General features: G+C 66.7%; 15 protein-coding genes. 7 read left to right on the top strand and 8 right to left on the bottom strand.

Annotated elements, in window-relative coordinates:
• Nucleotides 1–7 precede the first annotated feature (7 nt).
• Nucleotides 8–1135, top strand: a complete 1128-nt coding sequence (locus AC1D02_RS11195) for a hypothetical protein (RefSeq protein ID WP_477316730.1) — start codon at nucleotides 8–10, stop codon at nucleotides 1133–1135.
• Between the two features lies 1 nt (nucleotide 1136).
• Here AC1D02_RS11195 and AC1D02_RS11190 read toward each other — a convergent pair whose 3' ends face one another.
• Both AC1D02_RS11190 and AC1D02_RS11185 read right to left on the bottom strand, forming a co-directional pair.
• The gene (locus AC1D02_RS11190; RefSeq protein ID WP_477316728.1) at nucleotides 1137–1769 is read right to left on the bottom strand and encodes a hypothetical protein; all 633 of its coding nucleotides are present in this window, start codon (nucleotides 1767–1769) and stop codon (nucleotides 1137–1139) included.
• A 39-nt stretch (nucleotides 1770–1808) separates the two neighbouring features.
• A complete protein-coding gene (locus tag AC1D02_RS11185; RefSeq protein ID WP_477316726.1) occupies nucleotides 1809–2378 on the bottom strand; it encodes a DUF4142 domain-containing protein in 570 nt (189 codons plus the stop codon).
• A gap of 204 nt (nucleotides 2379–2582) precedes the next feature.
• Here AC1D02_RS11185 and AC1D02_RS11180 point away from each other — a divergent pair, with 204 nt between their 5' ends.
• Entirely contained in the window at nucleotides 2583–2900 is a 318-nt protein-coding gene (locus AC1D02_RS11180; RefSeq protein WP_477316724.1) for a hypothetical protein, read from the top strand.
• Nucleotides 2901–2918: 18 nt separating this feature from the next.
• Here AC1D02_RS11180 and AC1D02_RS11175 read toward each other — a convergent pair whose 3' ends face one another.
• The gene (locus AC1D02_RS11175) at nucleotides 2919–4058 is read right to left on the bottom strand and encodes a glutathione-independent formaldehyde dehydrogenase (RefSeq protein WP_477316722.1); all 1140 of its coding nucleotides are present in this window, start codon (nucleotides 4056–4058) and stop codon (nucleotides 2919–2921) included.
• 201 nt (nucleotides 4059–4259) lie between these two features.
• Between AC1D02_RS11175 and AC1D02_RS11170 the strand changes: the two genes are divergently transcribed.
• Nucleotides 4260–5423 carry an acyl-CoA dehydrogenase family protein gene (locus AC1D02_RS11170; protein ID WP_477316720.1) on the top strand — a complete coding sequence of 388 codons (1164 nt, stop codon included), beginning with the start codon at nucleotides 4260–4262 and terminating at the stop codon, nucleotides 5421–5423.
• A 7-nt stretch (nucleotides 5424–5430) separates the two neighbouring features.
• Nucleotides 5431–8202: a response regulator gene (locus AC1D02_RS11165; RefSeq protein WP_477316718.1), complete on the top strand. Its 2772-nt coding sequence runs from the start codon at nucleotides 5431–5433 to the stop codon at nucleotides 8200–8202.
• Between the two features lie 5 nt (nucleotides 8203–8207).
• Here the strand turns inward: AC1D02_RS11165 and AC1D02_RS11160 are convergent, their stop codons facing one another.
• From AC1D02_RS11160 to AC1D02_RS11145, 4 genes are all read right to left on the bottom strand, one after another.
• Nucleotides 8208–9332 carry an ATP-binding protein gene (locus tag AC1D02_RS11160; protein WP_477316716.1) on the bottom strand — a complete coding sequence of 375 codons (1125 nt, stop codon included), beginning with the start codon at nucleotides 9330–9332 and terminating at the stop codon, nucleotides 8208–8210.
• A 241-nt stretch (nucleotides 9333–9573) separates the two neighbouring features.
• Nucleotides 9574–11283, bottom strand: coding sequence for a response regulator (locus tag AC1D02_RS11155; protein WP_477316714.1), 1710 nt, complete (start codon nucleotides 11281–11283; stop codon nucleotides 9574–9576).
• Nucleotides 11270–12790: an ATPase domain-containing protein gene (locus AC1D02_RS11150; protein WP_477316712.1), complete on the bottom strand. Its 1521-nt coding sequence runs from the start codon at nucleotides 12788–12790 to the stop codon at nucleotides 11270–11272. The genes AC1D02_RS11155 and AC1D02_RS11150 overlap by 14 nt, the downstream gene beginning before the upstream one ends.
• Before the next feature lie 172 nt (nucleotides 12791–12962).
• Nucleotides 12963–13376 (bottom strand): hypothetical protein, encoded by a 414-nt coding sequence (locus AC1D02_RS11145; RefSeq protein WP_477316710.1) that lies wholly within the window; start codon nucleotides 13374–13376, stop codon nucleotides 12963–12965.
• Nucleotides 13377–13689: 313 nt separating this feature from the next.
• Here AC1D02_RS11145 and AC1D02_RS11140 point away from each other — a divergent pair, with 313 nt between their 5' ends.
• Complete coding sequence (locus AC1D02_RS11140; RefSeq protein ID WP_477316708.1) at nucleotides 13690–14583, top strand: isoaspartyl peptidase/L-asparaginase; 894 nt, start codon at nucleotides 13690–13692, stop codon at nucleotides 14581–14583.
• 27 nt (nucleotides 14584–14610) lie between these two features.
• Nucleotides 14611–14901: a hypothetical protein gene (locus tag AC1D02_RS11135; RefSeq protein WP_477316706.1), complete on the top strand. Its 291-nt coding sequence runs from the start codon at nucleotides 14611–14613 to the stop codon at nucleotides 14899–14901.
• On the opposite strand, the gene AC1D02_RS11130 is transcribed toward AC1D02_RS11135, so the two are convergent.
• On the bottom strand, nucleotides 14882–15067 hold the full coding sequence (locus tag AC1D02_RS11130) for a DUF3606 domain-containing protein (protein WP_477316704.1): 186 nt from the start codon (nucleotides 15065–15067) through the stop codon (nucleotides 14882–14884). The genes AC1D02_RS11135 and AC1D02_RS11130 overlap by 20 nt on opposite strands.
• A gap of 315 nt (nucleotides 15068–15382) precedes the next feature.
• On the opposite strand from AC1D02_RS11130, the gene AC1D02_RS11125 reads away from it, so the two are divergent.
• Nucleotides 15383–15865, top strand: coding sequence for a KGG domain-containing protein (locus AC1D02_RS11125; protein ID WP_477316702.1), 483 nt, complete (start codon nucleotides 15383–15385; stop codon nucleotides 15863–15865).
• Nucleotides 15866–15890: the final 25 nt, after the last annotated feature.

The raw sequence follows: 15890 nt of genomic DNA, 5'->3' as shown, positions 1-15890 counted from the left end.
CGGAGGAATGATGATGCGCGTCGCGGCCCTTGTGCTCCTGCTCGTCCCCTTGCTGTCCGCTTGCAGCACGCCCTACAAGACGCCGGCGTTCGCCGCCAGGGACGGCGGCTCGACCAGTTTCCCCGGCGCCGCCGAACTGCTCGACGCCGGGCGCCGGCTCAATGTCGTCCTGGTCCACGGCATGTGCACGCACGACCGGCAGTGGGCACAGGACGCGGCCAACTCCTTCCTCGCCGGCATTGGCCAGGCCGGCGCGCAGCGCCCGCTCGAACAGGTCGCCGTTCCCGGCAGCGCCATCGAGCTGTTCCAGCGCACGGTGCCGATCGGCCAGCGCGGCGAGGTCCACCTGAGCGCCATCCTGTGGTCGCCCGCGACAGCGCCGCTCAAGCAGCAACTGTGCTACGACCAGAGCGAGCGCACCGGAGGCGCCTGCGCGGCCCCGCCCTACCCCTGGCGGCGCCACCGCATCAACCGCCTGATCAAGGACAAGCTGCTCGACGACTGCCTGGCCGACGCCGTGATCTACCTGGGCGCGTCGCGCGAATCGATCAACGCCCAGATGCAGGCGGTGGTGCTGAAGGCGCTCAGCGTCGCGCCCGACGCGAGCAACCTGTTCATCACCGACAGCATGGGCAGCAAGATCGTGTTCGACGCCATCTACCGGCTGGCGCTGAACCGCGAAACGGCGCCGGCCGGCCAGCGCATCTTCGACAACACGCAGCAGATCTTCATGCGCGCCAACCAGCTGCCGATCCTGGCGCTGGCCGACACCAGGTTCGCGCCGCAGCAGCGGCTGTTCTCCTGCGACCGCGACGGCTATCCGGCCGATCCGATCGGCGAGATGGTGCGCCGGCACGGCTGTCCCGGAGCCCGGCGCGCCAGGTTCGGCGCGCCGCTGGTGGTGGCGTTCAGCGATCCCGGCGACGTGCTGTCGTATACGCTGGCGGGCAGCATCCACGCGCAGTCGCAGCCCTACCCCGTCATCGACGTGATCGTCTCCAACGCGCCCGGCTACCTGGGCTGGCTGGAGCGGCCCGACCAGGCCCACCTGGACTACGACGTCAATCCCGCGGTGAACCGGCTGATCGGCTGCGGCAACCGCAGTCCCGCGTATTGCAGCTTGCCGGCGCGGTGAGCTAGCGCGAGGCGCAGCGCACGTTCCAGACGTCGTAGTCGGCGCCCGACAGGCGCGCGTCGACCTGCAGCACCACCGGCCGGTCGCCGCGGTATTCGAGCGTGACCTTGTTGCCGGCCTGGGACAGGATCGCCGCCAGCGCAAACCGGGACGAGCGCTCCGCGGCGCAGAAGCTGTTGCCGGCCATGAGCAGCCGGGCGCGCGCGAGCACCGCGTCGCGTCGTTGCAGCAGCCGGATTGCGTCGCGCTGCGCGATCTCCGTGGCCGCACGCACCCGGCCCGCTGGCGCCGCGCAGTCCGGCGCGGCGAGCCACACCTGCCGGAAAGGCGCCGATGCGCGCCACTGGCCATCGAATGCGAATTGCACGGCGTCGGCCGCGCACAGGGCTCCGGATGCGCGCGCCGGAGCCGCCTCGAAAGGCGCCGATTCGACACGCCAGCGCCGCTCGCCCGCGGAACGGGAAGCGATCAATGCCGGCGGCTTGCCGGCGTCCGGGTAGGCGCGGTGAAAGAAGCGGGCGAAGGATGCCTGTTCGGCGCCGGTGGGCCCGCGCTGCCGGATGCCGTCAGCGGCGGCCGGCGCAACCAGAAGGCACAAGAACAATGGCCGCAGCCGGCCAAGGAGAATCGTCATGCGCCATTATAGGTGCGGCCGGGCCAGCCCGGCGCCGTCCTATTTCGATTTGGCGGCATGCTTGCCGTGCATGTCCTTGGCCATCGTCAGGTGCTCCTCGACAGTGGGCAACATCTTTGCGGCCAGTGCTTTGACATCGGCATCCTTCGCCTTGGACGCGAAGCCCTTCAGTTTGGCGTGGACCTTGCTGTGGTCCGACACGCCGGCATCGGCCATGTAGGCCTTGTCGAACGCGTCTCCCGACAGCTTGTCCAGCTTTGCCGCCATTTTCTTGTGCGGCGCATCCACGTCGGCCGGCAGGGCAAGGGACTTGGCCTGCGCCAGCGCCGTGACATCGGCCAGCGCTTTGGTATGGTCGTCGACCATCTTCTGCGCGAAGGTTTTGACGTCGGCATTTTGGGTTTTGCCCAATGCCATTTTCCCCGCCGCTACTTCAGCCATGTTCGCCACCGCCATGTCGGCGACGATTTTCTGGTCAGCCTTGGACAGCCCGGCAACCGTGGCGGCAGGCGCCGCTGCCGGCTCTTTCGCAAGCGCACCGGCGGAAACGGACAGCGCGCAGACGACGAATACGCTGCCCACGCCAGCCAGGATTTTCTTGTTGAACATCATATGCTCCTTCGAAGAAAAAAATTGTTGAGGAAAAGGGAAAGTTGAAAGTCTAATCACATCCCTTGAAATCGTGCGCTACGTAGCGTTATCGCAAGCTTCATGGCCGATGAGCAAGCCGCGCAGCCGTTCGAAACATCGCTTGTACCGGTCGCCGAATGAGCGCAGGATGACCCCTGGAAGCGCGCGATTCTGGAGAACGACATGGCGGCACACGATACGGAAGGCACTTTTCGCGGACTCCCTCTGACCGAGGAGCAGGATGCCGAAGTGCGCCACTACATCAAGCGCAAGAAGCGGCTGGGCGCGCCGGTCGACGAGGCCGAGATCAGCGCGATGCTGGCGGACATGCTCGACCCGCCGTCGCAGGAGGAAGTGGGCGACGCCGCGCTGGGCACCAGCACCTGGGGCGACGCCGAGCGCGCCAGCGGCGCAATCGACGACGTGATGGATTCGACCGCGGCGCAGGAAGACAAGAGCGCCGCCATGGAGTCGGAGGCGATGAAACGCGCCGGCAGCTAGCCGGTCGCGCGGCCGCGTTTACTTGCCCGGCTTGAGGATCACCTTGGTCCAGCCTTTGGCGCGCTTGTCGAATTGCTCGTAGGCGTGCGGCGCCTCGGCGAGCGGCAGTTCGTGCGAGACGATCATCGACGGCTTGGCGCGGCCCGCGTGAATCAGCTTGCCCAGGCTGCGGTTGTAGGCCTTGACGTTGGCTTGCCCGGTGGCGATGCGCTGGCCCTTGAACCAGAATTTGCCGAAGTCGAAGGCCAGCTTGCCGGCCTTTTCCAGTTCGTCCTGCGCGTTCGGATCCTTGGGCACGAACACCCCAACCACGCCGATGTTCCCGGTCGCCTTGACCGTCGCAACCAGGTTGTTCATGGTTAGGTTCGGCACCTCCTTGCCGTGCATGTTGCAGCACTGGTAGCCGACGCATTCGCAGCCGCAATCGGCGCCCTGGCCGCCGGTCAGGTGCAGCACCTGCTCGACGCCGCCGCCCTCGGTGTCGTCGATGGCGATGGCGCCGATCTTCTCGGCCAGCTTCAGGCGGTCCTTGTGGGTGTCGACCACGAACACCTGGCTGGCGCCGCGCAGCATGGCCGACGTGGCGGCCATCAGCCCGACCGGGCCGGCGCCGTAGATCACCACCGCGTCGCCGGCCTGCACGCGCGCCAGTTCGGTCGCATGAAAGCCGGTCGGGAATATATCGGACAGCATGACGTAGTCGTTTTCCTTTTCGCGCGCGTCGTCGGGCAGCACCAGGCAGTTGTAGTCGCCGTAGGGCACGCGCAGCAGTTCGGCCTGGCCGCCGCTGTACGGCCCCATGCCGGCGAAGCCGTAGGCGGCGCCGGCGTTGCCCGGATTGCAGGTCAGGCAGTAGCCGGACAAGCCCTTTTCGCAGTTGGCGCAAAAGCCGCAGCCGATGTTAAAAGGCAGGCACACCATGTCGCCGACCTTGACCTTGTCGACCGCCTTGCCGATCTCGATCACCTCGCCCAGGTTCTCGTGGCCGAGAATGCGGCCGGACTCCATGTCGGTGCGGCCTTCGTACATGTGCAGGTCGGAGCCGCAAATGTTGGTCGTGGTGATGCGAACCAGGACGTCGGTGGCTTTCTCGATTTTCGCGTCGGGCATTTCCTTGATCTGTACATCGTGCGGGCCGTTGTAAACCAGTGCTTTCATGGCGTGTCCTTCTTCGATGAAATGGCGTGAACAAGCACTGTGGACCGTGCCCCGCCCAGCCTCTGTACGGTGCCTAACCGTGCGTCGATTATGCGAAATCTTGCATAATCCCGGGCCGGATTCCCGCGCACGCGTTTCGCGCGCTGCTCCGCGGGCCGACTGGTTATAATCTTGTCACCAAGAATTACATCTTACCGAACCATGCCAAGAACCTCCGCCGCCCTCCAGGCGCTGCTATCGAAGACCGCCGACATCGTCGACAGCATCGTGTATCCGTCCGCGGCAGAAATCGATGATGCCGGCCTGTGGCCCGAACAGGCGATGCGCGCCTTCGCCAGCGCGGGGCTGACCGGCCTCCAGGTGCCGCAACGGCTGGGCGGCCACGGCGAAGGACTGCTGGCGCTGACGATGATCACCGAAGCGATCGGCCGCGCCTGCCCATCGACCGCCCTGTGCTTCGGGATGCACTGCGTCGGCACCGCCGTCATCGCCGCCAAGGCGACCGCCTTCCACGAGGAGCGCTACCTGCGCCCGATCGCCGAGGGCCGCCACCTCACGACCCTGGCGCTGTCGGAATCGGGCACCGGCGCCCACTTCTACCTGCCGGAGACATCCCTCGCGGCAGCACCCGATGGCGCGTTCGTGGTGCAAGGCACGAAGCAGTTCGTCACCAACGGCAGCAAGGCCGACTCGTACGTGCTGTCGACCCGCGCCAGTTCGGCCGAAGCGGAAGCGGGCGACTTCAGCTGCCTGATCGTCGATGCCGGCACGCCGGGCATCGAATGGATGGCTGCGTGGGACGGCTTCGGCATGCGCGGCAACAGCTCGCGCGGCCTGCGCCTGGACGGCGTGCGCGTGCCCTCGCACAACCTGCTGGGCGAAGACGGCGACGAGGTGTGGTACGTGTTCGAGGTGGTGGCGCCCTACTTCCTGATGGCGATGGCGGGTACCTACCTCGGCGTGGCCCAGAGCGCCCTCGATGCGGCCGGCGAACATCTGCGCAATCGCCGCTATGCCCATTCGGGGTCCGCGCTGCGCGATGTCGAAGTGCTGCAGGCGCGCTACGCCTCGATGTGGATTGCCGTGGAGAAAACCCGCGCCCTGATCTACGAAGCGGCCAGGCGCGGCGACCTCGCCGATCCGCAGGCGCTGCCGTTCATCCTCGCCTGCAAGGCCGATGCCGGCGACACCGCGGTCCAGGTCACCAACGACGCGATGACGATCTGCGGCGGCGCCGCCTACCGCGACAACAGCCGGGTCGCGCAGATGCTGCGCGACGCGCGCGCCAGCCACGTCATGTCGCCGACGACCGATATCCTCAAGCTCTGGACGGGACGCAGCCTGCTCGGACTGCCGCTGTTGTAGGGCGCACATGGACGATACCATTCTCGCCGTCGGCGCCTCCTCGGCACCGTTCGACCTGCCCGATGTGGTGCGCACCGACCTGGCCGGCCTCGCGCGGCGGCTTACCGACAACGGCGCCGGCGAGCCATGCGTGGTGCTGTTCGACGCCTCACTCGACAGTCCCTTGCAGCAGGCCCGCGCCGTGCGCGCCAGGTGGCAAGCGTGCGAGCTGATTTTTGTCGCCGCTGCCGCGCACTACGACAGCCTGCGCGCAAGCCTCGGGCGCGCGCCGATGATCGGCTCGCACTGGAGCGCGCTCGCGCAAGGCGATCCATCGCTCGCCGCGACCGTCGCCGACGCCGCAAAACGCGCCAGGCGAAGGGCCAGGCTGCGCACCACGCTCGAACGCGCCAACGTCAGCATTTCCGCCCCCAGGCAGGTCGACGATCCGCAGCTGCGGCGCCATCAGGTCGCCGCGCATTATCTCGACAGTTTCCTCGCCCAGACCCGCGACGGCATCGTCGGCCTGGACAAGGCCTTGCGCGTGGTCCATTGGAACGAAAGCGCCTCCGGCCAATGGGGACTGCACGAGCGCGACGCGCTCGGGCGGCCGGCGCGCGAACTGCCTTTCTGGAACGCCGAACTCGAATCGAGCGTGCGCGCCGCGCTCGAAGGCGCCACGGGCAGCCATGAACACGGCTACTCCCTGCACGGTCGCGAGGTCTGCATGGAGTTTTCCATCTCCGGAGTACGCGATGAACAGGGGCGCTGGATCGGCGCCTCGCTGGTCATCCGCGACATCACCGAGCGTCATCAACGGCTCGAACGCGAACGCCTCCAGGCGGCCGAACGCGCCAGGGTGCTCGACGAGGAGCTGCGGCGCCTGTTCGACATGTTCGCGCTGGCGCCGGGTTTCATGTCGGTGACCAAAGGCCCGCAGCACGTGTTCGAGATGGCCAATCACGCCTATGCCGCGCTGTTCGGCGAACGCACCCGGTCGGCCATATCGGTCGCCGCGGCGTTTCCGGAACTGGCCGAGCAACCCTTCGTCGCCCTGCGCGACCAGGTGTACGCCACCGGCGTGCCCTACGTCGGCAAAGCCCAGCCAATATGGACGCGCGATCCGGATGGCAGCGTCCGGCAGCGCTACATCGACTTCGTGTACCAGCCCTGGCGCGACGCCAGCGGTGAAGTGAAAGGCATTTTCTGCCAGGGTCACGACGTCACGGAACACCAGATGGTCCAGGATGGATTGCTGACCCATCAGACCGAACTTGAGCAGCTGGTCACGCGCCGCACCGCCGACCTGCAGAAGGCCCACCTGGCCCTGCATCAATCGCAAAAGCTCGAGGCGATCGGCAAACTGACCGGCGGCGTCGCGCACGACTTCAACAATATCCTGCAGGTCATCGGCAGCAACCTCGACCTGATCGGATTGCAGCCCCACCTCGACGCCGCCGTGCGCGGCCGGCTCTCCAGCAGCACCGCGGCGGTGGAACGGGCCGCGCGCCTGTCGGCGCAATTGCTGGCGTTCGCGCGCCGGCAGCCGCTGCAGCCGGTCCCCACCAATGTCGCCCATGTGCTGCGCGACATGGACGAATTGCTGCGGCGCGCGCTGGGACAGGCGATCGACGTCGGCGTCAGCATCGCGCCGCAGATCTGGAATACGCTGGTCGACCGCAACCAGCTCGAAAACGTCATCCTGAACCTGGGGATCAACGCGCGCGACGCCATGGGCGCGGTGGGCCGGCTGACGATCGAACTGACCAATGCGGAACTGGACCAGGCCTACACGTCGGCCGACACCGAACTGCAGGCCGGCCAATACGTGCTGCTGGCGATCTCCGACAACGGCAGCGGCATGAGCGCGGAGGTGAAGGAGCGCGCGTTCGAACCGTTCTACACGACCAAGGAAGACGGCAAGGGAACCGGCCTGGGCCTGTCGATGGCCTATGGCTTCGTCAAACAGAGCGGCGGCCATATCACGCTGTACAGCGAGCCCGGCGAAGGCACCACGGTGCGCATTTATCTGCCGCGCTGCTACGAGGCCGAACAGCAGGTCGAACGCAGCTCGGACGAGCAGATTCGCGGCGGCAGCGAGACCGTGCTGGTGGTCGAGGACGACGCGGCGGTGCGCATCGCGGTGATCGACCTGCTCAAGGGCCTCGGGTATGCGGTCCTCAGCGCCTACGATGCCTCCTCGGCGCTGGCCATGCTGGAAGGCGGCGCCGCGCCGGACCTGCTGTTTACCGACGTCGTCATGCCGGGTGAAATGCGCAGCCCCGAACTGGCGCGCCATGCGCAGCGGCTGGTGCCGGGCATCGGCATCCTGTTTACGTCCGGCTACACGCAAAACGCGATCGTCCATGCCGGCCGGCTCGACCCGGGAGTTGAGCTGCTCAGCAAGCCGTACCGGCGCGCCGACCTTGCGCGCAAAGTGCGCCAGGTGATCGACCAGGCGCGCGTCCCGCAAGCCGCAGCGCAGCGCGTGGTCGTGGTGGAGGACAACGACGACGGGCGCGAGCTGCTGCACGAACTGCTGCTCGCGCTGGGCTACGAATCGCTGTGTTTCGGCACCGCCGAAGGTGTGCTGGAAGCGCTGCGCGCCACCGACATCCTGCTCACCGACGTCACCCTGCCCGGCATCAGCGGGCTCGAACTGGCCGAACAGGCGCAGCGGGCATTTCCGAACCTGCGCGTGGTGTTTGCCTCGGGACGCGGGCTGGCGCCGCAATCGGTGCGCGGCAGGATACTGCCAAAGCCGTTCACCATCGAGCAGCTCGGTGCGGTGCTGGAATAGCCGATCTAGTGGCCGAGGGCGCCGGTGTAGCGCACCACCAGCACCTGCGCGTCGTCGGCCGTGCGCCGGAAGTCGCGCAGCAGCACCGCGCCGATCAGCGCCGGATGGCGTGCGGACAGCCCCGGATAATCGGCCAGGTCCCAGCGGTTGCTGACCCCGTCGGTGTGCACGATGATCAAGCTTCCCTTGGGACAGGGATAAGCAAACTCCTGCACCTTGCGCACGCTGTGGCCGACCACCCCGTCGTACGACGCCATCTGGGTGCGCGTTTCGCCGTCGCTGATGCAGGCGGAGATATTGCCGATGCCGGCGAAGCGGATTTCGTCGCTGCCGTAGTCCAGGTGCGCCAGCGCCATCACGGCGCCGGCGGTCTTGTGCAGCACCTGGTGGCATGCCTCGATTTGCCGTGTCGGCGACATGGCCGGCGATGCGGCCAGCCGCCCGAGCGCCGCGCGGGCCGCCTCGGCGGCATACGGGCCGTGCCCAAGGCCGTCGATCGCTATCATCGACAGCCCATCCGGCTGGAGCGTGATCGCCCATGCATCGCCGCACACATGCTCGCTCGCGATAGGATCGCACAGCGCCCCGCTCGAAAACATCGTATGGGGGCGTTCGCCGCGCCAGACGCGGGCGAAGAAGGCGGCGCCTTTGCCGGGCGGCGCATAGACATCGAACTCGTCGGCGAAGGTGCGGATCGCCGCCAGGCCGTTGCCCGCATCGCCAGTGCTCGAGACGCCGTCGCGCATGGACCGCGACAGGTTCGAGATTCCCGGTCCGCCATCGATCGCCACCACCTCCACCCCGCGCGCGCTGCCGGCGCGCACCTCGGTGATGAACAGGCGGCCGTCGACGGCATGCTTGAGCATGTTCGTCGCCGCCTCGGTAATGATGCATCCGAGCCGCGCCTCGAGGTCTTCGTCGAAGCCCAGCGCATCGCCCAGGCGCCGGCCGGCGCGGCGGGCCGCGGCGGTCTCGCTCGCATGGGTCATGGCAAAGGCATGATGGGGCAGCAAGGAGCAGACGATACCGTCGAGACCGGCCGCGGCGGTGGCCGGATGTTCAGGGCGGCTGGGCGCCGGCTGCGGCGCCAGGCAGCAATCGTCCAGCGCGGCTGTATCAGTGATAGTCATCCAAATTCCCGGTCGGAGCCTTGCCGCGGCGGGCGGGAAGGCTGGTACTCTGTTGGCTTCGCAAGTGCGAAAATCCGTCCGGTTGAAGTGTCCAGCGATATACACAGGAAAAGGATGCGGTGGTGCATTGTACGGCGAGAATCGTCAGTGCAGTGCGTATTTGCGCAACCGTGCGCCGGCCGGCACTGCCCGCAGCCAGCGCTTCAACCACCGTCACGCCGCCGCGCGAATCGCCAAGGGCTTAATGGGTCGAGCTATTGCTTAAGGCGCGGTCGACGCTGGCTGCCAGCTCCGCCAGCTGGAACGGTTTCTTGAGGATGGTGTTGGTGCCGATGACCACGTCGATCGCGCGCATGTCGGCGTAGCCGGTGGCGATGATGACCGGCAGGCCCGGGTACTGGTGCGCCACCTTCTCGACCAGTTCCGCCCCGGTCATGCCGGGCATCAGGTAATCGGTGATCATCAGGTCGGGCGCCTGCTGGCGCAGCTCGGACAGCCCGGATTCGCCGTCCGACGCCTGGGTGACGACATACCCCAGTACCTCGAGCGATTCGACCATCGACGTGCGCACCGCGCTGTCGTCTTCCACCACCAGGATGCGCGCCCCGGTGCGGGCTTTGGACGCCACCGCGGCCGCGGCGAGCGGCTCGGCGGCGTCGCTCACTTCCACGCTGCGCAGCCACATCTGCACCACCGTCCCGCTGCCGCTGCTGCTGGTCACGCGCGCCGTGCCGCCCGATTGCTGGGTCATGCCGTACACCTGGCTCAGTCCCAATCCGGTGCCCTTGCCGACTCCCTTGGTGGTGAAGAAGGGCTCGAATACCTTGGCCAGGTGCTCGGGCGCGATGCCGGAACCGGAGTCGCTGACGGCGATGCAGCAGTAGCTCCCGGGCGGCAGGATCTCCGCCGGCGGCGTGAGGCGCGACGCCGAGATCCGCAGCCGCCCCGCGCCGGCCATCGCGTCGCGCGCGTTGATCGCCAGGTTCAGCAGCGCCATCTCCAGCTGGTTCTTGTCGGCCATGACGAAGCCGGCGTCGCCCGCCACTTCGAACGCCAGGTCGACGCGCGCCCCGATCGACGTCGACAGCAGCTCCCTGACGCCGTCGAACAGCACCTGGACATTCACCGGCTTCAGGTCGAGCCGCTGGTTGCGCGAAAACGCCAGCAACTGGCCGGTCAGCTTGGCGCCGCGCTCGCAGGCGCGGCGCGCGATCTCGGCGCGCTTGACCGCCGTCTCGTCCTTCGACAGCTTCAGGATCAGCTCCATGTTGCCCTGCACGACATGCAGCAGGTTGTTGAAATCGTGCGCCAGGCCGCCGGTCAGCTGGCCGACCGCCTCCATCTTCTGGAACTGGACCAGCGCCTGCTGCACGCGCTCGCGCTCGATCCCCTCGCTCATCAGGCGGTCGTTGGCCTGGGCCAGCGCGCGCGTGCGCTCGTCGATGCGCGACTCCAGCGTCTCGTTCAGCGCCAGCAGGGCCGCTTCGCTGTTGCGCAGGCGTTCGGCCGACCGGGCGCGGTCGATCAGCACGTCGCGCGCATGGTACTGGCGCCGGCGCCCGCGCAGCGCCGACTGCACCGCCGCTTGCAGCGTCTCGGCATTGAGCGGGCGTTCGAGCAGGATCACGTTGCCCAGGCCCTCCATGTGCAGCGGCGCGCGCTTTTTGGTCACCACGCGTCGCGAGCCCAGCACCACCAGCGGAAAATCGGACCAGGGCTCCTGCTGCGACAGATAGCCGATCAGCGGGTCGCCATCGGGCGCGCGCATGGACTCCTCGGCGATCACCGCCACGCCAGCGCCCTCTTCCAGCGCCTCGGCCAGCGCATCGAGCGTCTCCACGACCGTACAGGAAAAGCCTTCGCGGGTGAGGATCAAGCCGATGACGTCGCCGTCCCGGCCGAAGGGTGCGAGGATCAGGACCCGCTCGTCGTCGCGTTCAGAGTCCCGCATGATCGGGCCCAGTCGCGAGCATCGGCGTCACGCCCCGATAGGTTGGCAATCCGGTCAGCACGCCTTCGAACCCTTCGAGCGCATCGCCGATCTCGACGCCGTGGCTGCTTAGCTGGAGTTCGTGAATCGTCAGCGCATGGTTGCTGGTGCGGTTCTTGATCACGGTAATCGCGCGGCGCAGGCGGCCGCCCGATTCGAAGAAGCGCAAGGTCACGGTGGTGTCGCTCAGGTAGCTCAGGTCGACGTCGCTGCGCACTTCGCCGATCAGGCCGTGCTGCCCGAGCACCAGCACCGTGGTGACGCCTTGCTGGTTCAGGTAGGACAGCAGCTCGTGCATCTGCAGGGTGAGGAAGTGCTCGCCCGGCATCGCCTGCAAGTAGGCGTTCAGGCTGTCGATCACGATGAAGCGCACGCCGGCGTTTTCCACCGAGTCGCGCAGCATGTGGGCGAATTCGCCCGGCGCCAGTTCGGCGGGATCGACGTGGTGCATGCGCAGCTGGCCGTTCTCCATGAAGGGCCGGAGGTCCATGTTGAGCGAGGCGCAGCGGGCGAAGAAGGTGCCCAGGCCTTCGTCGAACAGGTAGAAGCTGGCGTTCTCGCCGCGCTCGAGCGCCGACAGCAGGCAGCGCACCGAGACGGTGGTCTTGCCGATGCCGGACGGGCCGACGATCAGGGTGTTGGTGCCGGTCGACAGGCCGCCGCCCAGCAGCGCGTCGATGCCGGGCGAGCCGGTCGAGCGCCGCTCGAACGAGAATTCGCGCGTATGTTCGGCCGCGATCAGGCGCGGGAACATGCGGATGCCGCCCGTCTCGAGCACGTAATCGTGGAAGCCGCCGCGGAATTTGATGCCGCGCATCTTGATGACGTTGACGCGGCGCCGCTCCTTGCCGAACTCCTGGGCGATCTGTTCGAGGCTGATCACGCCGTGCGCGATGCTGTGCAGCTGCTGCTCCGGGCTGCTGGACGATTTGTCGTCGAGCAGCAGCACGGTGCAGGCGCGCGAAGCGAAGAACTGTTTGAGCGCGAGGATCTGGCGGCGGTAGCGCAGGCCGTTCTGGGCCAGCAGGCGCATCTCCGACAGGCTGTCGAACACGATGCGCATCGGCTTGACCGCGTCGACCTGCTCCATCACGCTGGTGGTGGTTTCGGCCAGTTCCAGTTCGGACGGGTGGAACACCGACTGCTGCGAGGCCGGATCGAGCGCGGTCTCGCTGGCAAGCTCGAAGATCGACAGGCCGTCGAGCGACCAGCCGTGGCTTTCGGCCACGGCGTCCAGCTCGTCGGCCGTTTCGGACAGCGTGATATACAGGCCGGATTCGCCGTTGGCCAGACCATTGAGCAGGAATTGCAGGCCCAGCGTGGTCTTGCCGGTGCCCGGGGTCCCCTCGACCAGGTACACGCGCTGCGCGGTGAGACCGCCGCACAGGATGTCGTCCAGCCCCGCGATTCCGGTGGAGATGCGGACGGTTGGCTTTCGTAAATTTCGGCGCGAGATTTGTTCGGTCATGGTTCCAGGTGAGGCAGTGTGCTCAGAACCTTCACCTGGCGGCGTGTCAGCTCTGTCGAAAGGCGGCACCGACACTTGGTGGCCATTTTTCTTGATTATAAGCACAGCCATTTTCGCGCGGCGTACGATTGCCGCGCGAAAATATTTCACCTCCAACCTGAATCCTGCGGCGTCAGGCGCGCCGCAGCGCGAAGTCCGCGGCGCTCGGTTCTGTCAGCACGACCTTGGGGTCTTCCTCGAACGACGCCAGCCACAGCCGGCCGCGGTGGGTAATCGCCGTCGCGTTCTCGTCGGCGCTGCCATCCAACACAAAACCGCTGGCCGTCAGCCATTTCCTGACCCCGCTGGACAGTGCCGGCGCCTCGCCGCGCGCCAATGCGGCGAGCCCGGCGACGCAGGCTTCGCGGAACAGCGCGCGCTCCCCATGTTTGGTCAGCACGGCGGCCCCCGAAGCCTGGCGCGTCACCAGGTTGAACGCGAACAGCCGTTGCGGCAAAACGCCATTGCGGACAGTTGCCCCCTCGGCGTTGTCCGGGTCGAGAGATTGCAAAGCACTGATTTCGTCGCCATTCAATTTCGAATCCATTGCATCCCCCTTTCTGAATTGATTTCCTTGCGCAAAGCGCGGTGTGGAACACCCTGCGAAGCCCAGTGGCGCCCCGATTTGCAAAATAGTAGAGCGCACAATTCAGTGTTTCAAGAGCGAACGCGCAACTTTTTTGTAACTGCGGGGGTAACCTTTTACGTTGATTTCGGTGCGGCATCCTCGCAGAACAGTTCCAGTAGGAATTTTCCTACACCGCTCTGGCGAACACCCCCACGAAACAGGAACAGCACGTTGTTACCATGTGCGATCGGTAACAAACTGTTTGGACATTTGGAGTGAAACGATCGAGCCCATGACGCACACCGCCACCTATCCCCCCGCGATCGTCGTACACGGAGGCGCCGGGGCGCCGCTGAAGCACGTCGACGGCTGCGCGGCCGCCGCCGACGCTGCGATCGTCATCCTGCGCAATGGCGGCGAGGCGCTCGACGCCGTGGTGCGGGCGGTCGCCACGCTGGAAGACGACGGCCGCTTCAACGCCGGCAGCGGCGCGGTGTTGGGCATGGACGGCGCCACCATCGAGATGGACGCGGCGGTCATGGACTCGCGCGGGCGGCTCGGCTGCGTGGCGTGCATCCAGCGCGTGCGCAATCCGGTGGCGGTGGCGCGCGCGATTGCCGATTCGCCGCACCGCTTCCTGTGCGGCGAAGGCGCCGAGCGTTTCGCGCGAGTGAAGCACTTGGCGGCGCCGCTGCCGGTGCGCGAGGAAATCCGGCGCCGGCGCGAGCAGGCGATCCTGCGGCTGATCGGCCAGATGGACGCGAACCCGGCCTGGCGCGACTGGAACTATCCGGGGAATCAGCCGCAAGCACCGGAGCATGCATGCGACACGGTCGGCGCGGTCGCGCGCGACGCGCAGGGCCACTTCGCGGTGGCCGGATCGACCGGCGGCGCGTTCCCCGCCTTGATGGGACGGGTCGGCGACACGCCGGTCATCGGCGCGGGCTTTTTCGCCGGACCGAACGGCGCCGTCGCCGTCACCGGACGCGGCGAACGCATCATCCCGCTGCTGCTGGCGCACTCGGTCTATCAGTGGATCGCCGACGGCATCGACCTCGATCGCGCGCTCGCACGCGGCGTCGCGCTGTTTCCCGCTGACGTCGAGGTCGGGCTGATCGCGGTCAGCCGAACTGCGGCCGGTTCGGCCACCAATCGTCCGATGCCGATCGTTCGCATCGAAGCCTGACTGTCCCCTCCTCGCTGCCCCGGCCTGATGAAAAATTCCATTCAGCTCTCCCTGCCGCCAGACAAGCACTCGGACAGGCGCCTCCACGAACGGCGCGTCAACCCGGCGGCCTACCGGATTTTCTCGCGCGCCCTCTCGCTGCGGCGCGCTTTCGGCAACGAGACCGCCTTGACGCTCCTGCGCTCCATGAACCTCGATGCGCAGCGCGCCCGCGAGATCCTTGCGATCGGCATGGAACGGCGTCAGCGACGACGCCGGCTCGCGGCCGGCGTCGTGTTTCCGTCATCTGTTCAAAAAACTATGGCGCCGTCTTCCTGAAGTGGGCCTCCACCGCGGATGCGGCGACACCGACTTTCGCCACCGCGCTTTTCAGTTCGTCGCGCGAGACGCCAAATTTCTTGCTCCAATAATCCAGCTCCCATACTTCGTGCACATTAATCTGGGACGCATCCCGCGGTCCACGATTGTCCAGGTTGTCGGCCATGGGTCACTCCTTCGTCAAGTTGGAAAAGTGTTACGAAATTCACATTAATGTGAAAAAACGCTTCCCGGTATCGGAACACGCGGACTGAATCTGTAGGATCTGGACTACGCATCGTTTTGCTCATTGGCAGGTACCGCAGGCAACATTGGCGGCGATCGCGCGCAATTTTGGCTAGGACAAGTCCTACGTGCTGATGGGTTGGACACCGACTAACAATCAACCGCGGATTGATTACGATGGCTGCTCTGACTCAACGCCGACAAGTTCGGCGGGACGCAGAAAGACAATTTCGAACAACAATTCAGGAGATTAAAAATGGCATCGAATAATCAAGGCGGCAGCGGCAAGAGCGGAAACCAGTCGGACAGCAGCGACAACAGCAAGTCGGGCGGCAGCGCCTCCAAGGGCAGCAACAGCGGCGGCTCGGGCGGCAATAACCAGAGCGACACCAGCAATCGCGGCTTCGCGTCGATGGACCCGGACCGTCAGCGCGAAATCGCGGCCGAAGGCGGCCGCGCCGCTCACGCTTCCGGCAATGCCCACGAGTTCACTTCGCAGGAAGCGCGCGAAGCGGGCAGCATGAGCCACAAGAACGACGGCAACCAGCAAAACGACGGCGGCCGCGGCCAGTCGCAGCAAAGCGACTCGGGTCGTGGCCAGTCGCAGCAAAGCGGCGGCGGCCGAGGCGGCAACCAGGGCGGCTCGGACAGCGGCAGCGGCAAGGACTCGGGGGGCTCGCGCGCCTCGTCCGGGTCGGACTCCGGCTCCGGCTCGGGGGGCGGCAACCGCTCGAAGTAAGTGGCGGCGGCATGCGGTCGTGATC

The sequence above is a fragment of the Massilia sp. P1_C10 genome, from assembly GCF_056406475.1.
The sequence above is the reverse complement of the archived record's forward strand: the minus strand, read 5'-3'. Positions and strand labels throughout refer to the sequence as shown.

Coding starts and splice junctions, on each gene's coding strand:
- AC1D02_RS11130 (WP_477316704.1), bottom strand. CDS start 15,067: ATGGCCGACAACCTGGACAATCGTGGACCGCGGGATGCGTCCCAGATT.
- AC1D02_RS11160 (WP_477316716.1), bottom strand. CDS start 9,332: ATGACTATCACTGATACAGCCGCGCTGGACGATTGCTGCCTGGCGCCG.
- AC1D02_RS11125 (WP_477316702.1), top strand. CDS start 15,383: ATGGCATCGAATAATCAAGGCGGCAGCGGCAAGAGCGGAAACCAGTCG.
- AC1D02_RS11185 (WP_477316726.1), bottom strand. CDS start 2,378: ATGTTCAACAAGAAAATCCTGGCTGGCGTGGGCAGCGTATTCGTCGTC.
- AC1D02_RS11180 (WP_477316724.1), top strand. CDS start 2,583: ATGGCGGCACACGATACGGAAGGCACTTTTCGCGGACTCCCTCTGACC.
- AC1D02_RS11145 (WP_477316710.1), bottom strand. CDS start 13,376: ATGGATTCGAAATTGAATGGCGACGAAATCAGTGCTTTGCAATCTCTC.
- AC1D02_RS11190 (WP_477316728.1), bottom strand. CDS start 1,769: ATGACGATTCTCCTTGGCCGGCTGCGGCCATTGTTCTTGTGCCTTCTG.
- AC1D02_RS11150 (WP_477316712.1), bottom strand. CDS start 12,790: ATGACCGAACAAATCTCGCGCCGAAATTTACGAAAGCCAACCGTCCGC.
- AC1D02_RS11195 (WP_477316730.1), top strand. CDS start 8: ATGATGATGCGCGTCGCGGCCCTTGTGCTCCTGCTCGTCCCCTTGCTG.
- AC1D02_RS11170 (WP_477316720.1), top strand. CDS start 4,260: ATGCCAAGAACCTCCGCCGCCCTCCAGGCGCTGCTATCGAAGACCGCC.
- AC1D02_RS11140 (WP_477316708.1), top strand. CDS start 13,690: ATGACGCACACCGCCACCTATCCCCCCGCGATCGTCGTACACGGAGGC.
- AC1D02_RS11155 (WP_477316714.1), bottom strand. CDS start 11,283: ATGCGGGACTCTGAACGCGACGACGAGCGGGTCCTGATCCTCGCACCC.
- AC1D02_RS11175 (WP_477316722.1), bottom strand. CDS start 4,058: ATGAAAGCACTGGTTTACAACGGCCCGCACGATGTACAGATCAAGGAA.
- AC1D02_RS11135 (WP_477316706.1), top strand. CDS start 14,611: ATGAAAAATTCCATTCAGCTCTCCCTGCCGCCAGACAAGCACTCGGAC.
- AC1D02_RS11165 (WP_477316718.1), top strand. CDS start 5,431: ATGGACGATACCATTCTCGCCGTCGGCGCCTCCTCGGCACCGTTCGAC.